Annotated in this window: 17 protein-coding genes, 1 tRNA gene and 1 riboswitch; of the genes, 10 read left to right on the forward strand and 8 right to left on the reverse strand. The window is 70.5% G+C overall.

Going from position 1 to position 19,990, the window contains the following annotated elements; translation table 11 throughout:
* The 8 genes from AMS65_RS04080 to AMS65_RS04115 all read left to right on the forward strand — a co-directional run.
* The coding region (locus AMS65_RS04080; protein ID WP_053382912.1) for an aldehyde dehydrogenase at nt 1-1,408 on the forward strand (1,408 nt) is incomplete at its 5' end.
* A gap of 5 nt (nt 1,409-1,413) precedes the next feature.
* A complete protein-coding gene (locus AMS65_RS04085; RefSeq protein WP_053382913.1) occupies nt 1,414-1,617 on the forward strand; it encodes a tautomerase family protein in 204 nt (67 codons plus the stop codon).
* A gap of 27 nt (nt 1,618-1,644) precedes the next feature.
* Nucleotides 1,645-2,688 (forward strand): LLM class flavin-dependent oxidoreductase, encoded by a 1,044-nt coding sequence (locus AMS65_RS04090; protein ID WP_053382914.1) that lies wholly within the window; start codon nt 1,645-1,647, stop codon nt 2,686-2,688.
* Nucleotides 2,689-2,876: 188 nt separating this feature from the next.
* Nucleotides 2,877-3,021: riboswitch (FMN riboswitch) on the forward strand.
* Between the two features lie 65 nt (nt 3,022-3,086).
* A complete protein-coding gene (locus AMS65_RS04095; protein WP_053382915.1) occupies nt 3,087-4,271 on the forward strand; it encodes a bifunctional diaminohydroxyphosphoribosylaminopyrimidine deaminase/5-amino-6-(5-phosphoribosylamino)uracil reductase RibD in 1,185 nt (394 codons plus the stop codon).
* 3 nt (nt 4,272-4,274) lie between these two features.
* Nucleotides 4,275-4,940 carry a riboflavin synthase gene (locus tag AMS65_RS04100; RefSeq protein WP_053382916.1) on the forward strand — a complete coding sequence of 222 codons (666 nt, stop codon included), beginning with the start codon at nt 4,275-4,277 and terminating at the stop codon, nt 4,938-4,940.
* Nucleotides 4,937-6,214, forward strand: a complete 1,278-nt coding sequence (locus tag AMS65_RS04105) for a bifunctional 3,4-dihydroxy-2-butanone-4-phosphate synthase/GTP cyclohydrolase II (RefSeq protein WP_053382917.1) — start codon at nt 4,937-4,939, stop codon at nt 6,212-6,214. Before AMS65_RS04100 ends, AMS65_RS04105 begins: the two co-directional genes overlap by 4 nt.
* Nucleotides 6,215-6,284: 70 nt before the next feature.
* Complete coding sequence (ribH, locus tag AMS65_RS04110; protein WP_053382918.1) at nt 6,285-6,785, forward strand: 6,7-dimethyl-8-ribityllumazine synthase; 501 nt, start codon at nt 6,285-6,287, stop codon at nt 6,783-6,785.
* A 113-nt stretch (nt 6,786-6,898) separates the two neighbouring features.
* The gene (locus AMS65_RS04115) at nt 6,899-7,924 is read left to right on the forward strand and encodes a hypothetical protein (protein ID WP_053382919.1); all 1,026 of its coding nucleotides are present in this window, start codon (nt 6,899-6,901) and stop codon (nt 7,922-7,924) included.
* 69 nt (nt 7,925-7,993) lie between these two features.
* On the opposite strand, the gene AMS65_RS04120 is transcribed toward AMS65_RS04115, so the two are convergent.
* A complete protein-coding gene (locus tag AMS65_RS04120) occupies nt 7,994-9,211 on the reverse strand; it encodes a PrpF domain-containing protein (protein ID WP_053382920.1) in 1,218 nt (405 codons plus the stop codon).
* A gap of 96 nt (nt 9,212-9,307) precedes the next feature.
* Here AMS65_RS04120 and AMS65_RS04125 point away from each other — a divergent pair, with 96 nt between their 5' ends.
* The gene (locus AMS65_RS04125) at nt 9,308-11,332 is read left to right on the forward strand and encodes an ABC transporter ATP-binding protein (protein ID WP_394324717.1); all 2,025 of its coding nucleotides are present in this window, start codon (nt 9,308-9,310) and stop codon (nt 11,330-11,332) included.
* Nucleotides 11,333-11,445: 113 nt separating this feature from the next.
* Here AMS65_RS04125 and AMS65_RS04130 read toward each other — a convergent pair whose 3' ends face one another.
* The 7 genes from AMS65_RS04130 to AMS65_RS04160 form a co-directional block, all read right to left on the reverse strand.
* A complete protein-coding gene (locus AMS65_RS04130; protein ID WP_053382922.1) occupies nt 11,446-12,159 on the reverse strand; it encodes a hypothetical protein in 714 nt (237 codons plus the stop codon).
* Nucleotides 12,156-13,793: a polysaccharide deacetylase family protein gene (locus AMS65_RS19010; protein ID WP_053382923.1), complete on the reverse strand. Its 1,638-nt coding sequence runs from the start codon at nt 13,791-13,793 to the stop codon at nt 12,156-12,158. The genes AMS65_RS04130 and AMS65_RS19010 overlap by 4 nt, the downstream gene beginning before the upstream one ends.
* Nucleotides 13,794-13,915: 122 nt before the next feature.
* Entirely contained in the window at nt 13,916-15,016 is a 1,101-nt protein-coding gene (locus tag AMS65_RS04140) for an acyltransferase family protein (RefSeq protein WP_241489332.1), read from the reverse strand.
* Between the two features lie 242 nt (nt 15,017-15,258).
* Nucleotides 15,259-15,330 (reverse strand) — tRNA-Thr (locus AMS65_RS04145).
* Nucleotides 15,331-15,645: 315 nt separating this feature from the next.
* Nucleotides 15,646-17,214 carry an alpha/beta hydrolase gene (locus AMS65_RS04150; protein ID WP_053382925.1) on the reverse strand — a complete coding sequence of 523 codons (1,569 nt, stop codon included), beginning with the start codon at nt 17,212-17,214 and terminating at the stop codon, nt 15,646-15,648.
* Nucleotides 17,211-18,416: a DNA polymerase III subunit delta' gene (locus tag AMS65_RS04155; RefSeq protein ID WP_053382926.1), complete on the reverse strand. Its 1,206-nt coding sequence runs from the start codon at nt 18,414-18,416 to the stop codon at nt 17,211-17,213. Before AMS65_RS04155 ends, AMS65_RS04150 begins: the two co-directional genes overlap by 4 nt.
* A gap of 371 nt (nt 18,417-18,787) precedes the next feature.
* Nucleotides 18,788-19,417: a YigZ family protein gene (locus tag AMS65_RS04160; RefSeq protein ID WP_053382927.1), complete on the reverse strand. Its 630-nt coding sequence runs from the start codon at nt 19,415-19,417 to the stop codon at nt 18,788-18,790.
* A gap of 168 nt (nt 19,418-19,585) precedes the next feature.
* On the opposite strand from AMS65_RS04160, the gene AMS65_RS04165 reads away from it, so the two are divergent.
* Nucleotides 19,586-19,963, forward strand: coding sequence for an RNA-binding S4 domain-containing protein (locus AMS65_RS04165; RefSeq protein ID WP_053382928.1), 378 nt, complete (start codon nt 19,586-19,588; stop codon nt 19,961-19,963).
* Nucleotides 19,964-19,990 lie beyond the last annotated feature (27 nt).

Raw genomic sequence — 19,990 nt, forward strand, 5'->3', positions numbered from 1 at the left:
CCCCGCCACGCTCGCCCTGCTCTACGAGGCCCCTCGCGGTACCGCCGAGGACGTGGACCGAGCCGTCGCAGCGGCGCGAAGCGCATTCGAGTCCCCCGCATGGGCCGGCCTGACCCCCACCAGGCGAGGCCACCTGCTGCGCCGCCTGGGAGACCTCATCGGTGAGAACGCCGACGAACTGGCCATGCTCGAGAGCGTCGACAACGGCAAGCTGCTGCGCGAGATGCGCGGGCAGATGCGCACCCTTCCCGAGTACTACTACTATTACGCCGGCCTCGCCGACAAGGTCCAGGGCTCTCAGATCCCCGCCACCACGCTCGAGATCCTCAACTACACCCAGCGCGAGCCCCTCGGCGTCGTCGGCATCATCACCCCCTGGAACTCGCCGCTCACACTCACCACCTCGAAGCTCGCCCCCGCGCTCGCCGCGGGCAATACGGTGGTGATCAAGCCGAGCGAGTACACCTCTCGCACCGTCCTCCGCCTCGCCGAGCTCGCATTCGAGGCGGGCTTCCCCGCCGGCGTCATCAACGTCGTGACCGGCCTCGGCGCCGAGGCCGGCGCCCCGCTCGTGAGCCATCCCGCGCTGGCGAAGATCTCGTTCACCGGTTCGACGGCCACGGGATCCCGCATCGCCTCTGAAGCCGCGTCGCGCTTCATCGGCTGCACCCTCGAACTCGGCGGCAAGAGCCCGAACATCGTGTTCGAAGACGCCGACGTCGCGAACGCCGCCATGGGCGTGGTCGCGGGCATCTACGCAGCGGGCGGGCAGACCTGCATCGCCGGCAGCCGAGTCTTCGCCCACAAGTCGGTGTACGACGAGCTGCTCGAGCGCGTCACGGAGCGCGCTCGTTCGATCAGGGTCGGCGATCCGCTCGCGCAGGAGACGGAGCTCGGCCCACTCGCGTTCTCCGGCCAGCTGGACAAGGTCGACTCGTACGTGCAGCTCGGAGCGTCGGAGGGGGCTACGGTCCACGCCGGCGGCGGCCGGCCCGAGGGGCTCGAACTGCCCGGGTACTTCTACGCACCCACCGTGCTGACCGATGTCACCAATGACATGCGGGTGGTGCGCGAGGAGATCTTCGGTCCGGTCGCAGCGATCATGCCGTTCGAGCGCGAAGACGAACTGGTCGCGCTCGCCAACGACACCGAGTACGGTCTCGCAGCAGGCGTCTGGACGCAGAACCTGGCACGCGCTCACCGGCTCGCCCGCCGCATCGACGCCGGCACCATCTGGGTGAACACCTACCGTGCGATGTCGCCCATGTCGCCCCGGCAGGGCTTCAAGAACTCCGGCGTCGGTATCGAGCACGGCATCGAGTCGATGTACGAGTACACGCGTCTCAAGAGCGTGTGGATCAACACCGATGAGGGCCCCGTCGCCGACCCGTTCGTGATGCGGGGCTGATCGAGATGCCCCTGATCGACATCTCCATCGCCCGCGGCCGCACTCCGGAGCAGCTGCGCGCTCTCATCGGCGCGGTGCACCGGGCCGCGGAACGCACCGTCGACGCCGCCCCCGAAAATATCACCGTGCTCGTGCGCGAAGTCGAGCACGAGCACTGGTCCCGCACCAATCAGACGATCGCCGAGCGCCTTGCCGGGCCGCAGCGATAACCACCCACGGACACCTAGGAGCAGCACATGCGTTTCTCACTCTTCATCCACATGGAGCGTTACGACGGTTCGGTCTCCGAGCAGCAGCACTGGAGCGACCTCGTCGAGCTGACCCTGCTCGCGGAGGCAGGCGGGTTCAGCACGGTGTGGATCGGCGAGCACCACTCCATGGAGTACACCGCCTCACCCAACCCGATCCCGCAGCTCGCGTACCTCGCCGCCCGCACCTCGAAAATCCGTCTCGGCGCCGGTACCATCATCGCGCCGTTCTGGAACCCGATCCGCACGGCCGGCGAGATCGCACTGCTCGACGTGATCAGCGGCGGTCGGGCCGAGCTCGGCGTCGCCCGGGGCGCCTATCAGTTCGAGTTCGACCGCCTGGCCGGCGGCATGCCCGCCACCGACGGCGGTAAGGCCATGAACGAGATCGTCGCCACGGTGAACCATCTCTGGGACGGCGACTTCGCATACGACGGCGAGGTCTTCTCCTTCCCGACCTCGACCAGCGTGCCGAAGCCGGTGCAGAAGAACCCGCCTGTGTGGGTCGCGGCTCGCAGCCCCGAGTCGCACGACTTCGCAGTCGCGAACGGCGCCAACGTCATGGTGACCCCGCTCATGAAGGGCGACGAAGAAGTCGAGGATCTCGTGAACAAGTACGAGACCGCGATCGCCAACCATCCCGAGGTGGCCGAACGCCCCGACATCATGGTGCTGCGCCACACCTACGTGCACTCGCCCGACGAGCCCGAGGCCTGGAAGATCGGTGCGGCCGGCATCAACAAGTTCTACCGCACCTTCGGTGCCTGGTTCGGCAACAAGAAGACCCCTGTCAACGGCTTCCTCGATCCGACCCCGGAGGAGGTCTTCGCCGACAAGCCCGAGTTCTCCCTCGATTCGCTGCACCGCACCGCGATGATCGGCACCCCCGAGGAAGTCGTCGAGCGGCTGCGCCGCTACGAGGCGCTCGGCGTCACGGAGTACAGCCTCTGGAACGACAACTCGCTGAGCCACGAGGAGAAGAAGCGGTCCCTCGAGCTCTTCATCGAGCAGGTCATTCCGGCCTTCCGATAGGCGGGGCGGGCGCACCGGGATCCCGATCCCCTGCTGGACTCGAGAGTCGCCATAGGCAAGGGAAACGGGGCCGGAACCGCGGAAGCTCCCGCGAGATCCCTCCCTCAGCGGGCGACTTGATGCGGGAAGGCCCGACGTAACAGAGCGGCACATGCGAGCGCCGCGAGATTCGCAGGAGTAGGATGGACAGCATGTTCCGGGGTCGGTGAGAATCCGAACCGGCGGTATAGCCCGCGAACCTCGCACCTGCGAGGCCGAACCGGTGAGACTCCGGTGCCGACAGTGATGGCCGCGACGAGAGTCGCGGTCGAGTCTGGATGAGAGGAACAGTGGGTTTCCGCGCACGCGGAGACCCGTTGTAGCACCCCGGTTGCAGCACGGAAGAACGGCGAAACGGGATGCTCGAGCAGGCGTACATCGAAGACGCGATGCGTCGAGCGCTGCTCATCTCGCGCCGGGGCCCCACGGATGATCCGAACCCGCAGGTCGGCTGCGTGCTGCTCGATCCCGAGGGACGCATCGTCGCCGAGGGGTGGCATCGGGGGTCTGGCACCCCGCACGCCGAGATCGACGCGCTGGCGCAGCTACCGGACGCGTGGCGATCCCGAGCCGGCGAGCTCACCGCCGTCGTGACCCTCGAACCCTGCAACCACACCGGACGCACCGGGCCCTGCTCGGTCGCGCTGGCCGAGTCCGGGATCGGCGCCGTCGCCTACGCGCTCGCCGACCCCGGTGCCGACGCCGGCGGTGGAGCCGCCACCCTGCGCGCGGCCGGAACCGAGGTGCGCGGCGGCGTGCTGCCCGGCGAGGCCCGGACGGTGCTGGGGCCGTGGCTCGCTCGGCAGGCCGCCCCGCCGGTTGAGCGAGCGGAGCGAGTCGAAACCAAGGCCGAATCCGGTTTCGACTCGCCTGCGGCTCGCTCAACCGGCGATCCGACCGGCGGAGCGCTCCCCCGTCCTCGCGTCACGGTGAAGTGGGCGCAGACGCTCGATGGACGAGCTGCGGCGGCAGACGGCTCGAGCCGGTGGATCACCGGCGTCGACGCCCGGGCCGACGTGCACCGGCGCCGCGCCGAGGCCGACGCGATCCTCGTGGGCACCGGCACCCTCATCGCCGACGATCCGGCGCTGACGGCCCGGGCCGAGCACGGCGGCCTGCTCGTACCCGCGGCGGAGCAGCCGGTGCCGGTGGTGCTCGGTCACCGCCCGATCCCGGACGGCGCCCGCGTGCTGCAGCACCCCGCCCTCGCCGCCCGCGGCCTCGACGCCCCGCTGCGCCTCACCGGCGACGACCTCGCCGGCGACCTCGCGGAACTGCACGCGCAGGGCTTCCGGCGTCTCTTCGTCGAGGGCGGCCCCGCCGTCGCGAGCGCGCTCATCGCAGCGGGGCTCGCCGACGAGATCCTCGTCTACCTCGCCCCGGCCCTGCTCGGCGGCCCGCGTCTCGCACTCGGCGACCTGGGTATCGGCGGCATGGGCGGGATCAAGCGCCTGCGCGTCTCGCGCACCGTGCAGCTCGGTGCCGACCTGCTCATCAAGGCCGCCATCGTCCAGGACTCCACCACCACACCCGAGGAGGGCTGATCCATGTTCACCGGACTCATCGAGGAAATCGGCGAGATCGTCGCCGTCGAACCGGTCGGCGACTCGCTGCGCCTCACCGTGGCGGGGCCGCTCGTCACCTCGGACGCGACGCACGGCGCCTCGATCTGCGTCTCGGGCGTCTGCCTCACCGTGATCGACCGCAGCACGGCACCCGACGGCCGCGGCGCTTTCACCGCAGATGTCATGCAGCAGTCGATCCGCATGTCCACGCTCGGGGGCCTGGAACCGGGCAGCGCCGTCAACCTCGAGCGTGCCGTGCGCATCGACACCCGGCTGGGCGGGCACATCGTGCAGGGCCACGTCGACGGCACGGCCGAACTGCTCTCGGTGACGCCGCACGAGGCCTGGCGGACCCTGCGGTTCTCGCTCTCCCCCGAGCTGGCGCCCCTGCTCGTCGACAAGGGGTCGGTGACGCTTTCGGGCGTCTCGCTCACCGTCTCCGCGATCGCGGCTGAGCAGGATCCCGAGCAGTGGTTCGAGGTCTCCCTCATCCCCGAGACGCTCACGGCCACGACACTCGGGGGTCTGCGACTCGGCGATCGGGTCAACGTCGAGACCGACATTCTGGCGCGCCACGTCGCCCGCATGCTGCGCCTGGGCGCCGTCTCCGAGAACTCCGTCCCCACCACCGAAGGGAACCCGTCATGAGTGATCCCAGCACCACCCCTGGCATCTCCACCATCGAAGAGGCCGTCGCCGCGATCAAGGCCGGTCGCCCCGTGATCGTCGCCGACAACGAGGATCGCGAGAACGAGGGCGACGTGATCCTCTCCGCCGAACTCGCGACGCCGGAGACGATCGCCTGGACCGTGCAGCGGTCCTCCGGCCTGCTCTGCGCGCCGATGACGAACGAGATCGCCGATCAGCTCGAGCTTCCGATGATGGTCGAGGCCAACGAGGACGTACGCGGAACGGCATACACGGTGACGGTCGACGCGACCCACGGCGTGACGACCGGGATCAGCGCGAGCGATCGCGCCACCACGGTGAAGGCCCTCGCCAACCTCAACGCCGCTCCGGGCGACGTGCGCCGCCCCGGCCACATACTGCCGCTGCGCGCCGTCGACGGAGGCGTGCGCGCACGCGACGGCCACACCGAGGCGAGCGTCGAACTCATGCGGCTCGCCGGTCTGCGCCCCGTCGCCGTGATCGCCGAGATCGTGGCCGACGACGGCGAGATGATGCGCCTGCCCGAGCTCCTCGAGCTCGGGTCGCGGGAGAACGTGCCGGTCATCACCATCGAGCGCCTCATCGCATACCTGAACGAGCATTCGCCCGCCCAGCCGGTCGCCGACGCGCAGCTCCACCGCAGCGTGAGCCTGCGCGCCAACACGCTGCTGCCCACCGAGCACGGCGAGTTCCGGGCTCTCGCCTACCGCGATCGGCGCATCGGGGTCGACCACATCGCGCTCGTCGCTCCGACCCCGGAGGGCGCTCTCCCCGGCGCCGAGGCGCTCGTGCGTGTGCACTCGGAGTGCATCACCGGCGAGGCCTTCGGCTCGCTCAAGTGCGAGTGCGGGCCGCAGCTCGACGCTGCGCTGAGCCTCGTCAACGAGCGCGGCGGCATCGTCATATACCTCCGCGGGCATGAGGGTCGAGGCATCGGCCTCGCCAACAAGCTCCGGGCCTACCAGCTGCAGGAGCAGGGCCTCGATACGCTCGACGCCAACCTGCAGCTGGGGCTGCCCGCCGACGCCCGCGACTACTCGGCCGCGGCCGAGATCCTGGCCGACCTCGGCGTGGACCGCGTTCGGCTGCTCACCAACAACCCCGACAAGGTGGCGCAGCTGCGGGCCCACGGCATCGAGATCACCGAGCGCGTGCCGCTGCTCGTCGGAGTGACCGAGCAGAACATCGGCTACCTCTCGGCCAAGCGCGATCGCATGGGTCACCAACTGCCCGGCGACGTGCGCGGCGCCTGACCCTCCCCACCCGAGACTCCGCGTGCCGTGCAGCGGCAGCGGAACGACCACCATTGAAGGAGCAGCCATCATGAGCGGAGCTGGAGCCCCGAACCTCACCGTCGATGCGAGCGATCTGCGTGTCGCCGTCATCGCAGGCAGCTGGCATGAGGAGATCATGTCGTCGCTGATCGACGGTGCCCGGGAGACGCTCGCACAGGCGGGCGCCGAGCACGGGCTGTTCCGCGTCGCGGGGGCCTTCGAGCTGCCGCTGGCGGCACAGGCGGCGCTGACCCCGGCGAACGCGGGCGGGGGCGGCTTCGACGCCGCGATCTGCCTGGGCGTGATCATCCGGGGCGGCACGCCCCACTTCGACTATGTCTGCAACGCGGTCACCGACGGACTCACCCGGGTACAGCTCGACACCGGCAAGCCCGTCGGCTTCGGCGTGCTCACGACCGACACCGAGCAGCAGGCGCTCGACCGCTCGGGCCGCCCCGGTGCGCCCGAGTCGAAGGGGCGGGAGGCCGCAGAGGCCGCACTGCATCTCGCAGTCACCGCACGTCGCATCCGCGAGACCGGGCTGGCGTAGAAGTACGAAGCGAGGTAATGGAGGAGCGGCCCGAAGCAGTGCCGTCAGCTCTCCGGCGACCCTGCTCGAACCCGGCGACGAGCTGGAAAGCGGGCGACTATAGGATCTGAGATGTGAGCAGCATCGCCGCCGATACCCTGTACGAGATCTCGTACCGTTCTTCTTGGGGCGCAGGAGTCGGCCCTATCGGGCACGTCGTCATCCGCAGGCTCGACGATCACGAGGTCATCGCCGAGATCGCCGCCGCGAATGAGGACGAGGCCCGCGAGCTGATTGCCCGAGCCGAGCACGAGATCCGCGGCTCGGCAGAGGCTTTCGAGGCGTCCTGGGGTATCGGGGCCGAGTCGGCAGCGGATCCCGGACCCGATGTTCGGCCGCTACCGGCCAATGCCGAGTCGATCCGCGAGCGCCGAGAGGGGGAGCAGATCTCGACCACGGATCCACGGATCTCGGTGCTGCCGGACCCGGCCACGGTCTTTCCTGCTGATCAGCGCTGGCTCGCAAGGGTGCTGCACCCGCTGGTCTCCATCGAGCTCAGCGCTTTCGATCCGTCGTGGGGCGGTCGTGTGCACCTGCTGAGTCCGGTGGAGCCCGAAGCCGGTCTGCTCGGTACATCGACAGCGGCTCACCACAATGATTTCGTCGGCGAGAACTGGATCTCCTTTCGCGTCGAGCCTGATGGGCGCTATCGGTTCCTCGGGCAGCGATCGTTCTTCGAGATCGAGGCGTTCGAGCAGGCCGGAGGGGCCGTGCCCGCATCGCTGCGCGAGGTCTACGCCGATGCGGCCGCGGAGTTCGCGGGAACGAAATCGCGGTGGGAACGGCTCGGCGCGCTCGTGTGGGGTGATGAGGAGGATCCCACTCAGCAGCGTGAGGGCTGGGGCACGGATATCGCACTCCTCGACGAACTCGGAGGGGAGCCGGGTTACGGGAACTGGGCGAGTTTTCCGCCGCCACCGGCCTGCGCGCTGGACGAAGAGGATCCCGGCACGCCCCTGCTGCGCCTGAAGGATGGGCGCCCGTTCACCTACGTGGGTAGCACCGCGGGCTACCCGTGGCGCAGCCAGGGCGCCGACGCCATCCTGCTGTTCTTCGAACCCGAGACCCGCACCGCTGTACTCACCTTCGACTGGAGTTAGGCGACCCGGATCCGAACCGGCCCCGGGCGCCCTGCGCGAGCCGCTCTCGCTCCCCGGCGTCCGAGAATCTCAGTCCGCAGCGCGGGCAGAGCGCGTCTCCACTGCCACCGATCCGCGCATAAGGATCCGCGCGGTACGCGCCAGCGAGGTCTCGATGGCGCGCGGCACGTTGAGCGCGGGATCGGCGGTGCGGGAGTGGGCCACCACCGCTCCGGCGGTCACGGCCCCCGAGGGCGTGCCGATGCGCAGCACCCCGGCCGGGCGTGCGGCATCAGTTGCGGCCTTTGCCTCCGCCACGACGCTGCCGAAGATCTCGGAGGCGGCGGCGAGGCACATGGCCGCCGTACCGGGGATCGCGTTGTGCGTGCGCCCCATCGAGAGCGTGCGGGCGAGCACGTCGACATCCGAGACCGGCAACTCGCCGCCGTCCAGCAGCCTCGACGCCGCGGCGGGGCCGATCACCACCACCTTGGGCACCGCGAGCGGCGCCGCTTCCGGGTCGTCGCACAGCCCCATCCGCACCGCTCCCGCGCGGCGCAGCTGCTCGAGCAGCCGCATCGCCGTGGAGTTCGCATCGAGCTCGACGGGGAGCTCGGCTCCCGTGACGCCGACATCGGCCGCGGCGACCAGCACGAGCGGATTCGTGGCGTCTACGAGCGAGACGCGCACCGTACGGCCGTCGACCTCGAGTTCGTCGAGCGAGCGGCCGGTCGGTCGCAGGCCGACGGTGCGGCTCCCTCCCGGGTCCGGGTAGACGAGCTCGATGGGCGATCCCGAGCCGGCGACTCCCGGGATCGCGAGCCCTCCCTGCACCGCGGCGTATCCGTTCTGCACCGTGAGTCGCACGTCGACCCGCTTCCGCGTATTCGTGTTCCAGAGCGCGAACCGCTGTGCACCATCGCCCCGCACGATGAGCCCCGCGGCGAGCGCGAAGGGCACCACGGCCGACGACAGGTTGCCGCAGTTGCCCGCGTAGTCGACCGCGGCCTCGCCGACCGACACCTGCGCGAAGGTGTAGTCGAGATCGATCCCGGCCCGCTCCGATCGGTCGACGATCATCGCCTTCGACAGCGATGAGACGCCGCCACCCATGCCGTCGAGCTGCCGGCCGAAGCGGTCGGGCGAGCCGAGCGCCGCGCACAGGATCTCGTCGCGCTCGCCCAGCGCGACCGGATCGGCTGCGGCATCTCCGGGCAGCGCGAGCCCGCCGGGCAGAGCCGCGGCTTCGAACATCAGTCCTTTGCTCGTGCCGCCGCGCACGAACATCGTGTCGATCCACCGTGTCATCGCGCTCCTCGTCTCCGGATTCCAGCCTAGGCCGCCCCGTCGGGCAGTGCCTCCGGCGCGGCTCTTTACCAGGCGTCCTGGCTTAGAGTTGTGGCCGTGGCCGACAGCTCAGACGACATCGCGAACGATACCGTGCCCATCCCCCGGTCCTCGCGAGGCGCCGCTCCCCGCGGGCCGCGCGCGACGCTGAAGCAGCTGCTGCCATATCTCTTCGAACAGCGCGGCAAGCTGCTCTTCATCGCCGCTCTCAGCGTGCTCGGGGCGCTCGCCTCGCTCGCCCAGCCGCTGCTCGTCGGCTCGGTCATCGAGCGCGTGCAGCAATCCCTGCCGCTCGGAGGGCTGCTCTGGGTGCTCGTCGCGCTCGTGCTCGTGAGCGCCCTGCTCAACAGCTACCAGCACTACCTGCTGCAGTGCATGGGCGAGGGCGTGGTGCTGTCGAGCCGGAAGCGGCTCATCGCCAAGATCCTGCACCTGCCCATCTCCGAGTTCGATCGACGTCGCACGGGCGATCTCGTGTCGCGCGTGGGCAGCGACACGACCCTGCTGCGCGCCGTGCTCACGCAGGGTCTCGTGGAGGCCGTCGGCGGAGCCCTCCTGTTCGTGGGCGCGCTCATCGGCATGCTGGTCATCGACCCGCTGCTCTTCGCGGTCACCTTCGGGGTGGTCGCCGTGGCGATCGTGGTCGTGGTGGCGCTCTCGGCGAGGATCCGCCCGGCCGTCGCGCGCTCCCAGGAGAAGGTGGGCGATCTCGCGGCAGCGGTGGATCGCGCGATCGGCTCCGTGCGCACGATCCGCGCGGCCGGCGCGGCCGAGCGGGAGCAGCGGGAGATCGAGGGGGAGGCGACCGAGGCGTATCGGCTCGGGATCCGGGTGGCCCGCATCTCGGCGTTCATCGTTCCGGTGTCGTTCATCGCGATGCAGGTGTCCTTCCTCGCCGTGCTCGGCATCGGCGGGTTCCGCGTCGCGACCGGCGCGATCACCATTGCGCAGCTCGTCACCTTCATCATCTTCCTGTTCCTCATGGTGATGCCGCTGGGCCAGGCCTTCGGCGCGATCTCGGCCGTGAACCAGGCGCTCGGCGCCCTCGGCCGCATCCAGGAGATCACCGCGCTGCCCACCGAGACCGATCAGGACCAGCAGCTGTCGCCGCTCGGCCGGGTGGAGCCGCTCGCCGATTCGGGGCTCGACTACGCCGCCGCGATCCGCTTCGCCGACGTGCACTTCACCTATCGCTCAGCCGCGCCGGAGCGCGCCGATGCCCGCGAACTCGTGCGCAGCGGGCGCGGTGCCTCGCGACGCGACGTCGAGGCCGCCCCCACCAAGATCATCTCGACGCCGGTGCTGCACGGGGTCAGCTTCGAGGTGTCCCGCGGATCTCGGATCGCGCTGGTGGGGCCCTCCGGTGCGGGCAAGTCGACGATTCTGGCGCTGATCGAGCGCTTCTACGACCCTGATCAGGGTGCGGTCTCGCTCTACGGCGCCGACCTGCGCACCCTCGACCGCGCCGAGGTGCGGGCACAGCTGGGGTATGTGGAGCAGGACGCCCCCGTACTGGCCGGCAGCCTGCGCGACAACCTGCGCATCGCAGCACCGGATGCCTCGGACGCCGCCTGCGAACGCGTGCTGCGCGCGGTGAATCTCGGCGGACTGCTGGACCGCTCGGCGCAGTCGGCCGAGCGGTCGCAGGGAGCCGTCGCCGGGGATCCGGACGCGCCGCCCTCCTCGGCCCGCGCGCTCTCCGACGCCGAGCTCTCGGTGGCGCTCGACAGCCAGGTGGGCGAGAACGGCATCATGCTGTCGGGCGGCGAGAAGCAGCGCCTCGCGATCGCTCGCGCCCTGCTCACGGCGCCGCCGATCCTGCTGCTCGACGAATCGACGGCCAGCCTCGACGGCGTCAACGAGCGCCTCATGCGGGACGCGCTCGACTCGGTCGCCACCGGGCGCACCCTGATCGTGATCGCGCACCGTCTCTCGACGGTGGTCGACTCCGACAAGATCGTGGTGCTCGACGACGGCCGGGTGGTGGGCGAGGGCACCCACAGCGAACTGCTGGACTCGACGCCGCTCTACCGCGAGCTCGCGCAGCACCAGCTGCTGGTGCCCGAGGAAAACGCCGGTTGAGCGAGCGAAGCGAGTCGAAACCCCCGAGTCTCGGAGACCTTGGTTTCGACTTCGCTGCGCTCCGCTCCACCAGCGGCAGAGCCCGGGCTTCGACTCGTCTCCGCGCGCCTCGCTCAGTCTTGGGGCAGCGCACCGACGCTCTCGAGAAGGGCGGAGATGACCGGCCGGTACGGGTCGATCGGATCCCCGCCGGCATCGACCCGCAGGGTGAGCATGCCCGCTCCCGTGTCGACGACGGCGGCGATCCGCTCCTGCCCGTCGACGTGACGCAGGCCGAACCCCGAGGCGAGCGTCTCGGTACGCACCGAGGGACTTTCGTTCCCCTCCGCGGCCTCGCTCGAGGAGATCGCCCGGGATTCCTCGCGCAACCATGCCAGCGCTGCACGTTCGCTCGACCCCTGCAGCACATCGAGCTCGACCCGCAGACGCTGGTCGGGTGAGAGCAGCAGCACGCCGCTCTGCTCGTCGAACAGCACCGACCAGTCCTTCAGCGGCGGGAGCGGCGGCCACTCGAAGAGATCGCGCACGAGCGGCTGCACCACCCAATCGCGCTCGGGCAGAACCGTCACCGCATCGCCCACCTCGACCGGGCGCGCGCCGTCCGTCGTCTCCGCCTGCAGCTTCGCGTACTGCTCAGGGCCGAACGTGACGGCGTAGGCGATCGCGGCGACCACGAGCAGCAGCAGCGTGAGCACCACCGCGGTGACCCAGCGGCGGGCGCGGCCGGGCCGCCGCGGCCCCTGATCCTCCGGCGCCGGCTGCGGCTCGGCGGAATCCACCACGACGTGCGCGAGTGCCGCGCGCTTCCGTTCGCTCCGTCTGCTCATCCCTTCGACACCCGCCCCTTCGGAACCTTGCCGTCGAAGAGCTGCGTCACGCTCACGAGCGTGAAGCCGCGATCCCGGAGCCCGCGGATGACCACGTCCGCGTTCTCGACCGTTTCGGCGTGGATGTCGTGGAAGAGGATGATGTCGCCCGGGTCGGCCGCTCCGACCGAGCGCCGCACCAGTTCTTCGCGGCCCGGTTTCTTCCAGTCGAGCGTGTCGATGGACCAGAGAATCGCGGGCTGGCCCACGGCGTCGAGCACTTTCTGATTCAGCGCTCCGTAGGGCGGGCGATACATCGTGACGGTGCGCCCGGTGAGGTCGCCCAGCAGCTTCTCGACGTCGAGCACCTCCTTGCGAGCCTTCGCCGCGGAGAGGGTCGTGAGGTCGGGGTGGGTCATGGTGTGGCTCGCGATCTCGTGCCCCTCGGCCGCGACCCGCTGCGCCATCTCGGGCATCGAGCGGACCGAAGCGCCCACCATGAAGAAGGTGGCCGCCGACCGCTCCGCGCGCAGTGTGTCGAGCAGCTGCCCCGTGTACTCGGACGGCCCGTCGTCGTAGGTCACCGCCACGCACGCGTGCAATCCGCAGTCGATCGGTTGGCCGGCGTTCCACTCCGGCAAACCGGCGAAGGGAGCGCCGCGCTGCGCGTGCATGGCCGCGCCGAGTTCGCTCGTCCATCCCGCGACCGTGTCGGCGTCGACGTCGATCACCGTGGGTTCCGGGGTCGATTCGATACCCAGACCGGCGAGCTCGGGCGCCGCGATGCCTGCGGGAAGGGTGAAGCGGGCGCCGCTCTCGCCGAGCTGCGCGGCTTCGAGCGCGCGCTGCGCGAGCGCGAGCTGATCCTCGGCCGGCTCGTCCAGGGGCGCAGCGCTCAGCCCGCCGGCGTCCCGGCGCAGCAGTTCGGCGGCGCTCCGCCACAGCTCTCCGGCGGCCTCGGCGGTCCACAGATCGCGATCCTCGTGCACCTCGCCCGTCGTCAGCTCGGTGTATAACGTGACGGTCTCGTCCCGCGTCACCCCGGCCGAGCTCCCCGCCACCGTGCGCATGGCCACGCCGACGTAGCTGCCGAACGCCGCCGTCACATCGCAGACAACCGCCACACCCGCCCCGTCCACGGGCGCGGTCTCGGGGTCGGTGAGCAGCCGTTCGCTCGGCCAGCTCGCGGCCCCCTGCACGCACCCGGCGTTCGACAGTCCTGCCGCCACGGGGAACACCTCGGGCGTGAACGTGCCGCCGGTCGCCGCGATCTGCTGCCGGAGCAGATCCGACACCCGCACGTTGAAGAGGTGCCAGCCCGGGATCTCGACGTATCGCGCGTGGAACCGCGTGTGGTCGTTGCGCACGCGCCGCTCGATGAAGCCGAGCTCGGAGGCCGACGGAGCGAGTGAGCCACCGGCTCCTGCGTCTTCGGCGGGGTCGGCTCCACCTGCCGTATCCGCCTCGTCGGGCTGGGCATCACCGGGTGCGAGCTGCGCGCCGGCGGCCTCGGCCCAGGTCGGCGGAGACCAGCCCGCGACCGGCGGGATCTGCGCACAGCCGGCGAGCAGCCCGGTGGCGACGAGGAGCGCCGCGATACGGACCGCGCGACGCGCGCCACGGTGATCGCGAGACACTGCAGCGCCCTGCGACATGGCCTCTCCTCGGTTCGTTCACCCCAGGACGGGGTGCCTGCTCCGAACGTACCGCGTTCCTCCGACAATCACGGGGTGCGGCACGCCGCGAATATCCCCGCGGAACGCGATCCCGCCCGAAATCACGAGCGGCGCAGCACCCAGTCGAAACGCGGCTCGACGACCGCTCTGAAGGCCTTCGGAACCCACGACATCGAGAGCAGCACCGCGAGCGCGATCCCGAGCGCGACGATGGCCAGCACGCCGGGAACCCCCAGCTCGCCGATCCGATCGATGGCGCCCGTCTCGCGGAGCACCCAGATGACCGGCCCGTGCAGCAGATACACGTACAGGGTCCGGGATCCCCACACGGTCATCGCCCCCTGCCGCCGCGGGGTGACGATCAGCAGTGCGAGCGTCAGCGCCGCCGCGACGGCCATCAGCACCGCGGTCACGCCCGCGCCGCCCAGCATCACCCAGCCCCACCGATCCGGGACCCAGTCGCCGATGGGCGCGTTCGCGAACAGCCAGGTGTAGTCGTCGCGCCAGGTCAGCCATCTGTCGATGCGCCAGAACCCGCGCAGCCCCGGGGCCAGCGCGAACGCGAGCGCCAGCGCGGCGAGTGCCGTCCACGCGGCGACGAGCGCACCGCGAGACGGGCGCACGAACCACTGCCCATCGAGCCAGCCCCGCTCGCGGACCAGCCAGCCCGCCACGAAGAACGGCAGGAAGGCGAGTGTGCGCGAAGCCGAGAACTGCGTGCCGACCGCGGGCAGGATGCCGGACACGAGCGCGATGAGGATCGAGGTCAGCAGCGGCCATCGCAGCATCGCGATGTAGGGCAGCAGGATGCGCATGGTCGCGAGCGTCACGAGGAACCAGAGCGTCCACGCCGGCGAGACCAGGAAGTTCTGCCCCGGTGTCTTCTCCTCGACGGCGAAGTGGATCCCGGCCCAGATCGCCTCCCACGTCAGCCAGATCACGACCAGCTGAATGGTGGAGCGGATCACCTTGGGCGACGACTCGGCCCGCGAGAACATGCCGGAGAGCAGGATCATCGCCGGCATGTGGAAGAGGTAGATGTAGGCGTACAGCGCGAAGCTGAGCGGGGAGTCACCGCGCACCGTCGATATGGCGTGGCCGACCACGACGAGCACGATCAGCAGGAAGCGGGCGTTGTCCCACACCGGGATGCGCGGTTTCGAGGCGGGCCGGGCCGTCGCGGTGGTCGGGTCTGCGGTCACTCCCATAGCCTATGCGACGGTTCGCCGTGCTCCGGCCGCGCCCACGCGGAGCCGACCACCCGGCACCCGGCACCCGGCACCCGGCACCCGCGCGTCAGTAGTTGTCACCAAACTTGCGGCGAGGTGACAACTACTGGCGCGCGAGGCGGATCGGCGGGGCGTATCGGGCGCGGGGCGGACCGGCGCGGAACCCCGCAGAGACGGATGAAGCCCCGGCCGATGAGACCGGGGCTTCGAGTGAGAGCCGCCTGTCGGATTTGAACCGACGACCTGTTCTTTACGAGGGAACTGCTCTACCCCTGAGCTAAGGCGGCGCGGTGCGGGATCGCTCTCGCACACAAGCAAATACTTTAGCACGCCGAGGGGGTCGTTCCGTACGCCTCGAGACCCGTGGATCACGGGCGCGAGCCACAGCTCGAGCGGAGCACGGAGACCGGACGAGCGGGTTCTCGATTTCGACTCGCTGCGCTCGCTCAATCAGCGGTGCAAGCCGCTGCGCTCGCTCGATCAGCAGTGCAAGCCGCTGCGCTCGCTCGATCAGCAGTGCAAGCCACTGCGCTCGCTCAATCGGCGGTGCAAGCCGCTGCGCTCGCTCGATCAGCAGTGCAAGCCGCTGACGTTCTCGATCCCTAGGTGCAGCGCGGATCCTCGGCGGGCACGGCTCCCGTGAGCAGATAGGCGTCGACCACACGATCGACGCAGTCGCTCTCCCCGTAGGCGGTGTGCCCCTCTCCCACGTAGGTGACGAGCACGCCGCTCTCGAGCTGCTGCGCGAGCGACTCCGCCCAGCGGTAGGGAGTCGCCGGGTCGCCGGTCGTGCCTACGACGAGGATCGGGTCGGCGCCGGCAGCGGTGACGCCGACGCGATCCGCCACCCCCTGCACCGGCCACGCGGCGCAGGAGATGTCTCCGTACCCCTGGAAGCGGCCGATCGTGGGAGCGATGTCGGCGAGCTCCGCCGCCTGCTCGCGCATGCGGTCGGGATCCAGCCCACCCGGGTAGTCGAGGCAGTTGATGGCGGAGAACGCCTCGGTCGAGTTGCTGAGGTACCGCCCGTCGACGCGGTCGTAGTAGAAGTCGGCGAGCGAGAGCGCCACGTCGGCGTCGCCCTGCGCGACCGTCTCCCAGAGCTGATCGAGGTATCTCCAGTTGCTCTGCGCGTAGAGGGGCGTGATGATGGCGGTGAGCATCGTGCCCGCCGAGAGCATGCGCCCGTCGGAGCCCTGCAGCGGCTCTTCGTCGACGCGATCCAGCAGTGCACCGATGCTCGCCATCGCGTCGTCGACAGTGCCGCTCAGCGGGCACCCGCGCCGCTGCAGGCAGTCGGTCGTGTACGCACGCAGCGCGAGCTCGAAGCCGCGGGTCTGCTCCCGCACCACATCGGCGAGTTCGGTCGTCGGATCCATGGCGCCGTCGAGCACGAGCCGGCCGACGCGCTCCGGGAACGCATCGGCGTAGCGCGCACCGATGTACGTGCCGTACGAGAAGCCGAGGTAGTTGAGCGCGGAATCACCCACGATGGCGCGCAGCATGTCGAGGTCGCGCACGGTCGATGCCGTGTCGACGTGGCCGAGCAGCGGCCCGGTTCCCTCTTCGCACGCCGCACCGAAAGCACGGGACTCGTCGAGCGCGGCCGCGATCCACTCGTCACTGCCGACCTCGAGGTCTCCGGTCTCGCCGAGCCCGAAGAGGAAATCGTCCATGTCGGCCGCGTCGAAGCAGCGCACCGGCGTCGAAGCCCCCACACCGCGGGGATCCCAGCCGATCACATCGTATTCGCGCTGCACCGTCTCCGGGATGACGAAGTCGATGCTGTTCGCGATGTACTCCGCACCCGACGCCCCCGGTCCCCCCGGGTTCACGAAGAGCGTGCCCATCGGGTCGCCCCCGGTGGCGGGATGCTTCACGAGGCGCAGGCTGATCCGCGCTCCGGCGGGATCCTCCCAGTCGAGCGGCGCATGCACATCGGCGCACTGCATGCCGTTCCCGCAGTCGCCCCAGTTCGGCTGCTGCGCCCCGTAGGCCTCGACGGTTCCGCCGGGTTCGGCGGGCAGCGGACCCGGTCCTGCCGACCCGCCCGACCCCGACAGCAGCTGCGGCAGGATCCCGCAGCCCGAGAACGCCAGCGCGCAGGCGGCGAGGATCGCGACCACCGCTCGCCACGGCCGCCGCCGCGCGGTCGTCTCCGTCTCGCTCACGCAGGATCACCGGCCACGAGCACGCTCGAGAACAGCGCTTCGAGCACCAGGCCGGGAGTGATTCCCCGCCCGAGCCGCTCCCGAGCCGTCTCGACCGCATCGACAGCGGCGAGCGCGCGGCGCGGTCCCCACCCCTCGGCCAGCTCGGCGACGCGCGCCTGCTGCTCGCGGTTGACCAGTTCCAGCGCCCAGTCTCCCGCACCGTCGGAGGCGCCCGTCGCGCCTCGATCGGGCAGGCCGCCCGCTTCGCCCGCGATCAGCGCGGTCAGCAGCACATCGCGGTAGAGGGACAGCAGATCGGTGAGGATGCGATCGATCCCGTCGCGCAGGCTGCGCGTCGCTCGTCGCTTCTGGTCCTCCTCCAGCACACGCATCTGAGCACGCATCTGGGGCGGGATCGCCGCGCCCGGCGCCAGGCCGAGACTGCGCATGGCCTCCTCGCGCTCCTTCGCGTCGAGCGTCTCGGTGAGCGCATCCGCGTCCGCCTTGGCGACCGCCGAGAGCGAGGCGGCGGCCGACATCGCATCGCCGAGGGTCCCCACGCCCAGGGCGACCCCGATCGTGCGATCCCGACGCTGCATCGCCTCGGGATCGCTCGCGAGACGCCGCGCCATGCCGATGTGGCTCTGGGCGAGCCGCGCCGCCCGCTCCGCATCCTGCGGGTCGATGCCGTCGCGCTCGTGCAGCAGGCCTGCGATGTCCGACGCGCTCGGGGTGATCAGCCGCAGCGAGCGAGCCCGCGAGCGGATCGTGGGCAGCAGGTCGGCCTCGCTGGGCGCGCAGAGGATCCAGATCGTGCGCTCCGGGGGCTCTTCGAGGGCCTTGAGCAGCACGTTGGAGGTGCGCTCGGGCATGCGGTCGGCATCCTCGATGACGATCACCCGATAGCGGCCGTCGGCGGGCGCGTAGTGCGCCGTGGTCACGATCTCTCGGGCGGCCTTGATGTCGATGAGCAGCTTCTGGGTGGTGAGCACCCCGAGATCGGGGTGCGTGCGAGCCCGCACCTGCTCGTACACCGCGTCGCGCTGCTCCTCGCTGCGGGCGATCAGTGCGGCTGCGAACCGGAAGGCGAGATTGGAGCGCCCGGAACCGGGCGGGCCGGTGATCAGCCAGGCGTGCGCCGGCGATCCATCCGCTGCGGCGGCCTGCTGCAACGCGCGCGCCGCATCGGCCTGCCCCACGATCTCAGCCCAGAAGTCCACCCGAGAAGCGTATCGCGCGCGTCTGACAGACACCCCCTCCGGGAGATCAGCGCGGCCCGTCGGCTCTTCGCTCGGCGCCGTCTGAGGCAGTGGCCTCAGCACCCGCAGCAGGAGACCGCGATGCGCTTTCCTCTGAGCCGCGGGTGCGCAACGCTGCGCGTTGCATGGAGCGGCTTGGCGGGGTGAAGATCCGGGTGAAGGTGCGGCCCCGAAGCCCATATCTCCAACCCCGCTCGATACACTCGATATCGGTCAGAGGCCCACTCCCCCCGGGCCGAAGACCTCACTCCGAAGCGGCAATCCCCCGCCGCCGAGGAAAGATCACCCCCGGCCCTGTCCCCCAGGCCACCGGGGGTTTATCTTTGCCCGGTTCACAGCAGATCCACGTATTCGGCGTCGCCCACCACGACCTCGGCCACCCCGGCGCTCGACTCCGCCGCGAGCGCCGCAAGCGATTCCACCTGGTCCTCGGCCACCGCATAGTGCTGCCTCACGCGTTCGCCGTAGTCCGCAAGGCCCACCCCGTAGCCGCGGCGCCTCGCCTCGGCCTCGATCTGCGGTGCGGCCTCGTAGCTCGACGTCACCGCCACCTCACGACGCATCCCGCGGCGCACCCGCGGAGCGCGCAGCACCGCTTCGGCCACCGACGCCCGATACGCGCGGGTGAGACCGCCCGCGCCCAGCAGCACACCCCCGAAGTAACGGGTCACCACGGCCACCACGTCGCTGAGACCTGACGAGACGAGGGCGTCGAGCATCGGCGCGCCAGCGGTGCCGCTGGGTTCGCCGTCGTCGTTCGAACGCTGCACACGGCCGTCATGGCCGAGCACGAACGCCGAGCAGTGATGGCGCGCTCGGGGGTGCTCGCCGCGCACCCGCGCGATCACCTCGCGCGCCTGCGCCTCGTTCGAGACCCGCTCGAGACGAGCGATGAAGCGGGAGCGGGAGATCTCGATCTCGGCCTCGACCGGCACGGCAATGGTGTCGTACTCCGCGCTCATGCCTCCATCCTCTCAGGCTCCACGCGATCCTCGGCATCGCCTCGGCAGCCACCGGCACCTCGCGAGTGAGCGGAAACGGCTCGGGATCCGCGATCCGCGAACCATTTCCGCTCACTCGGCGAGCTCCGTCGCCCCGGCCCCACCCCCGACCCCGGTACGATCGTGAGCATGGCCGAAAGCGTGCGCGTCGACACCTGGGTCTGGGGTGTGCGCCTGGCGAAGACCCGCAGCCAGGCCACCACGGCCTGCCGAGCGGGGCACGTGCGCGTCAACGGCGTCACGGCGAAGGCCGCCCAGCCCGTGCGGCTGGGCGACGAGGTGCGCGTGCGGCTGCACGGCTTCGACCGCATCTACAAGGTCACCGGGCTGCCGGTGCGGCGGGGCAGCGCCGCCGATGCCGCCCAGCACTTCGAGGATCTCACACCGCCACCGCCACCGCGGGTCGAGCGACCAGCGGCGGTGCTGCGGGATCGCGGCGCCGGGCGCCCCACGAAGCGCGAGCGCCGCGAGATCGATCGGCTGCGGGGCCGCGAGACGCACGACTGAAGCGGCAGGGGCGGGACAGCAAGAGGC

The organism is Leucobacter celer subsp. astrifaciens (genome assembly GCF_001273835.1).
Lineage (GTDB): Bacteria > Actinomycetota > Actinomycetes > Actinomycetales > Microbacteriaceae > Leucobacter > Leucobacter celer.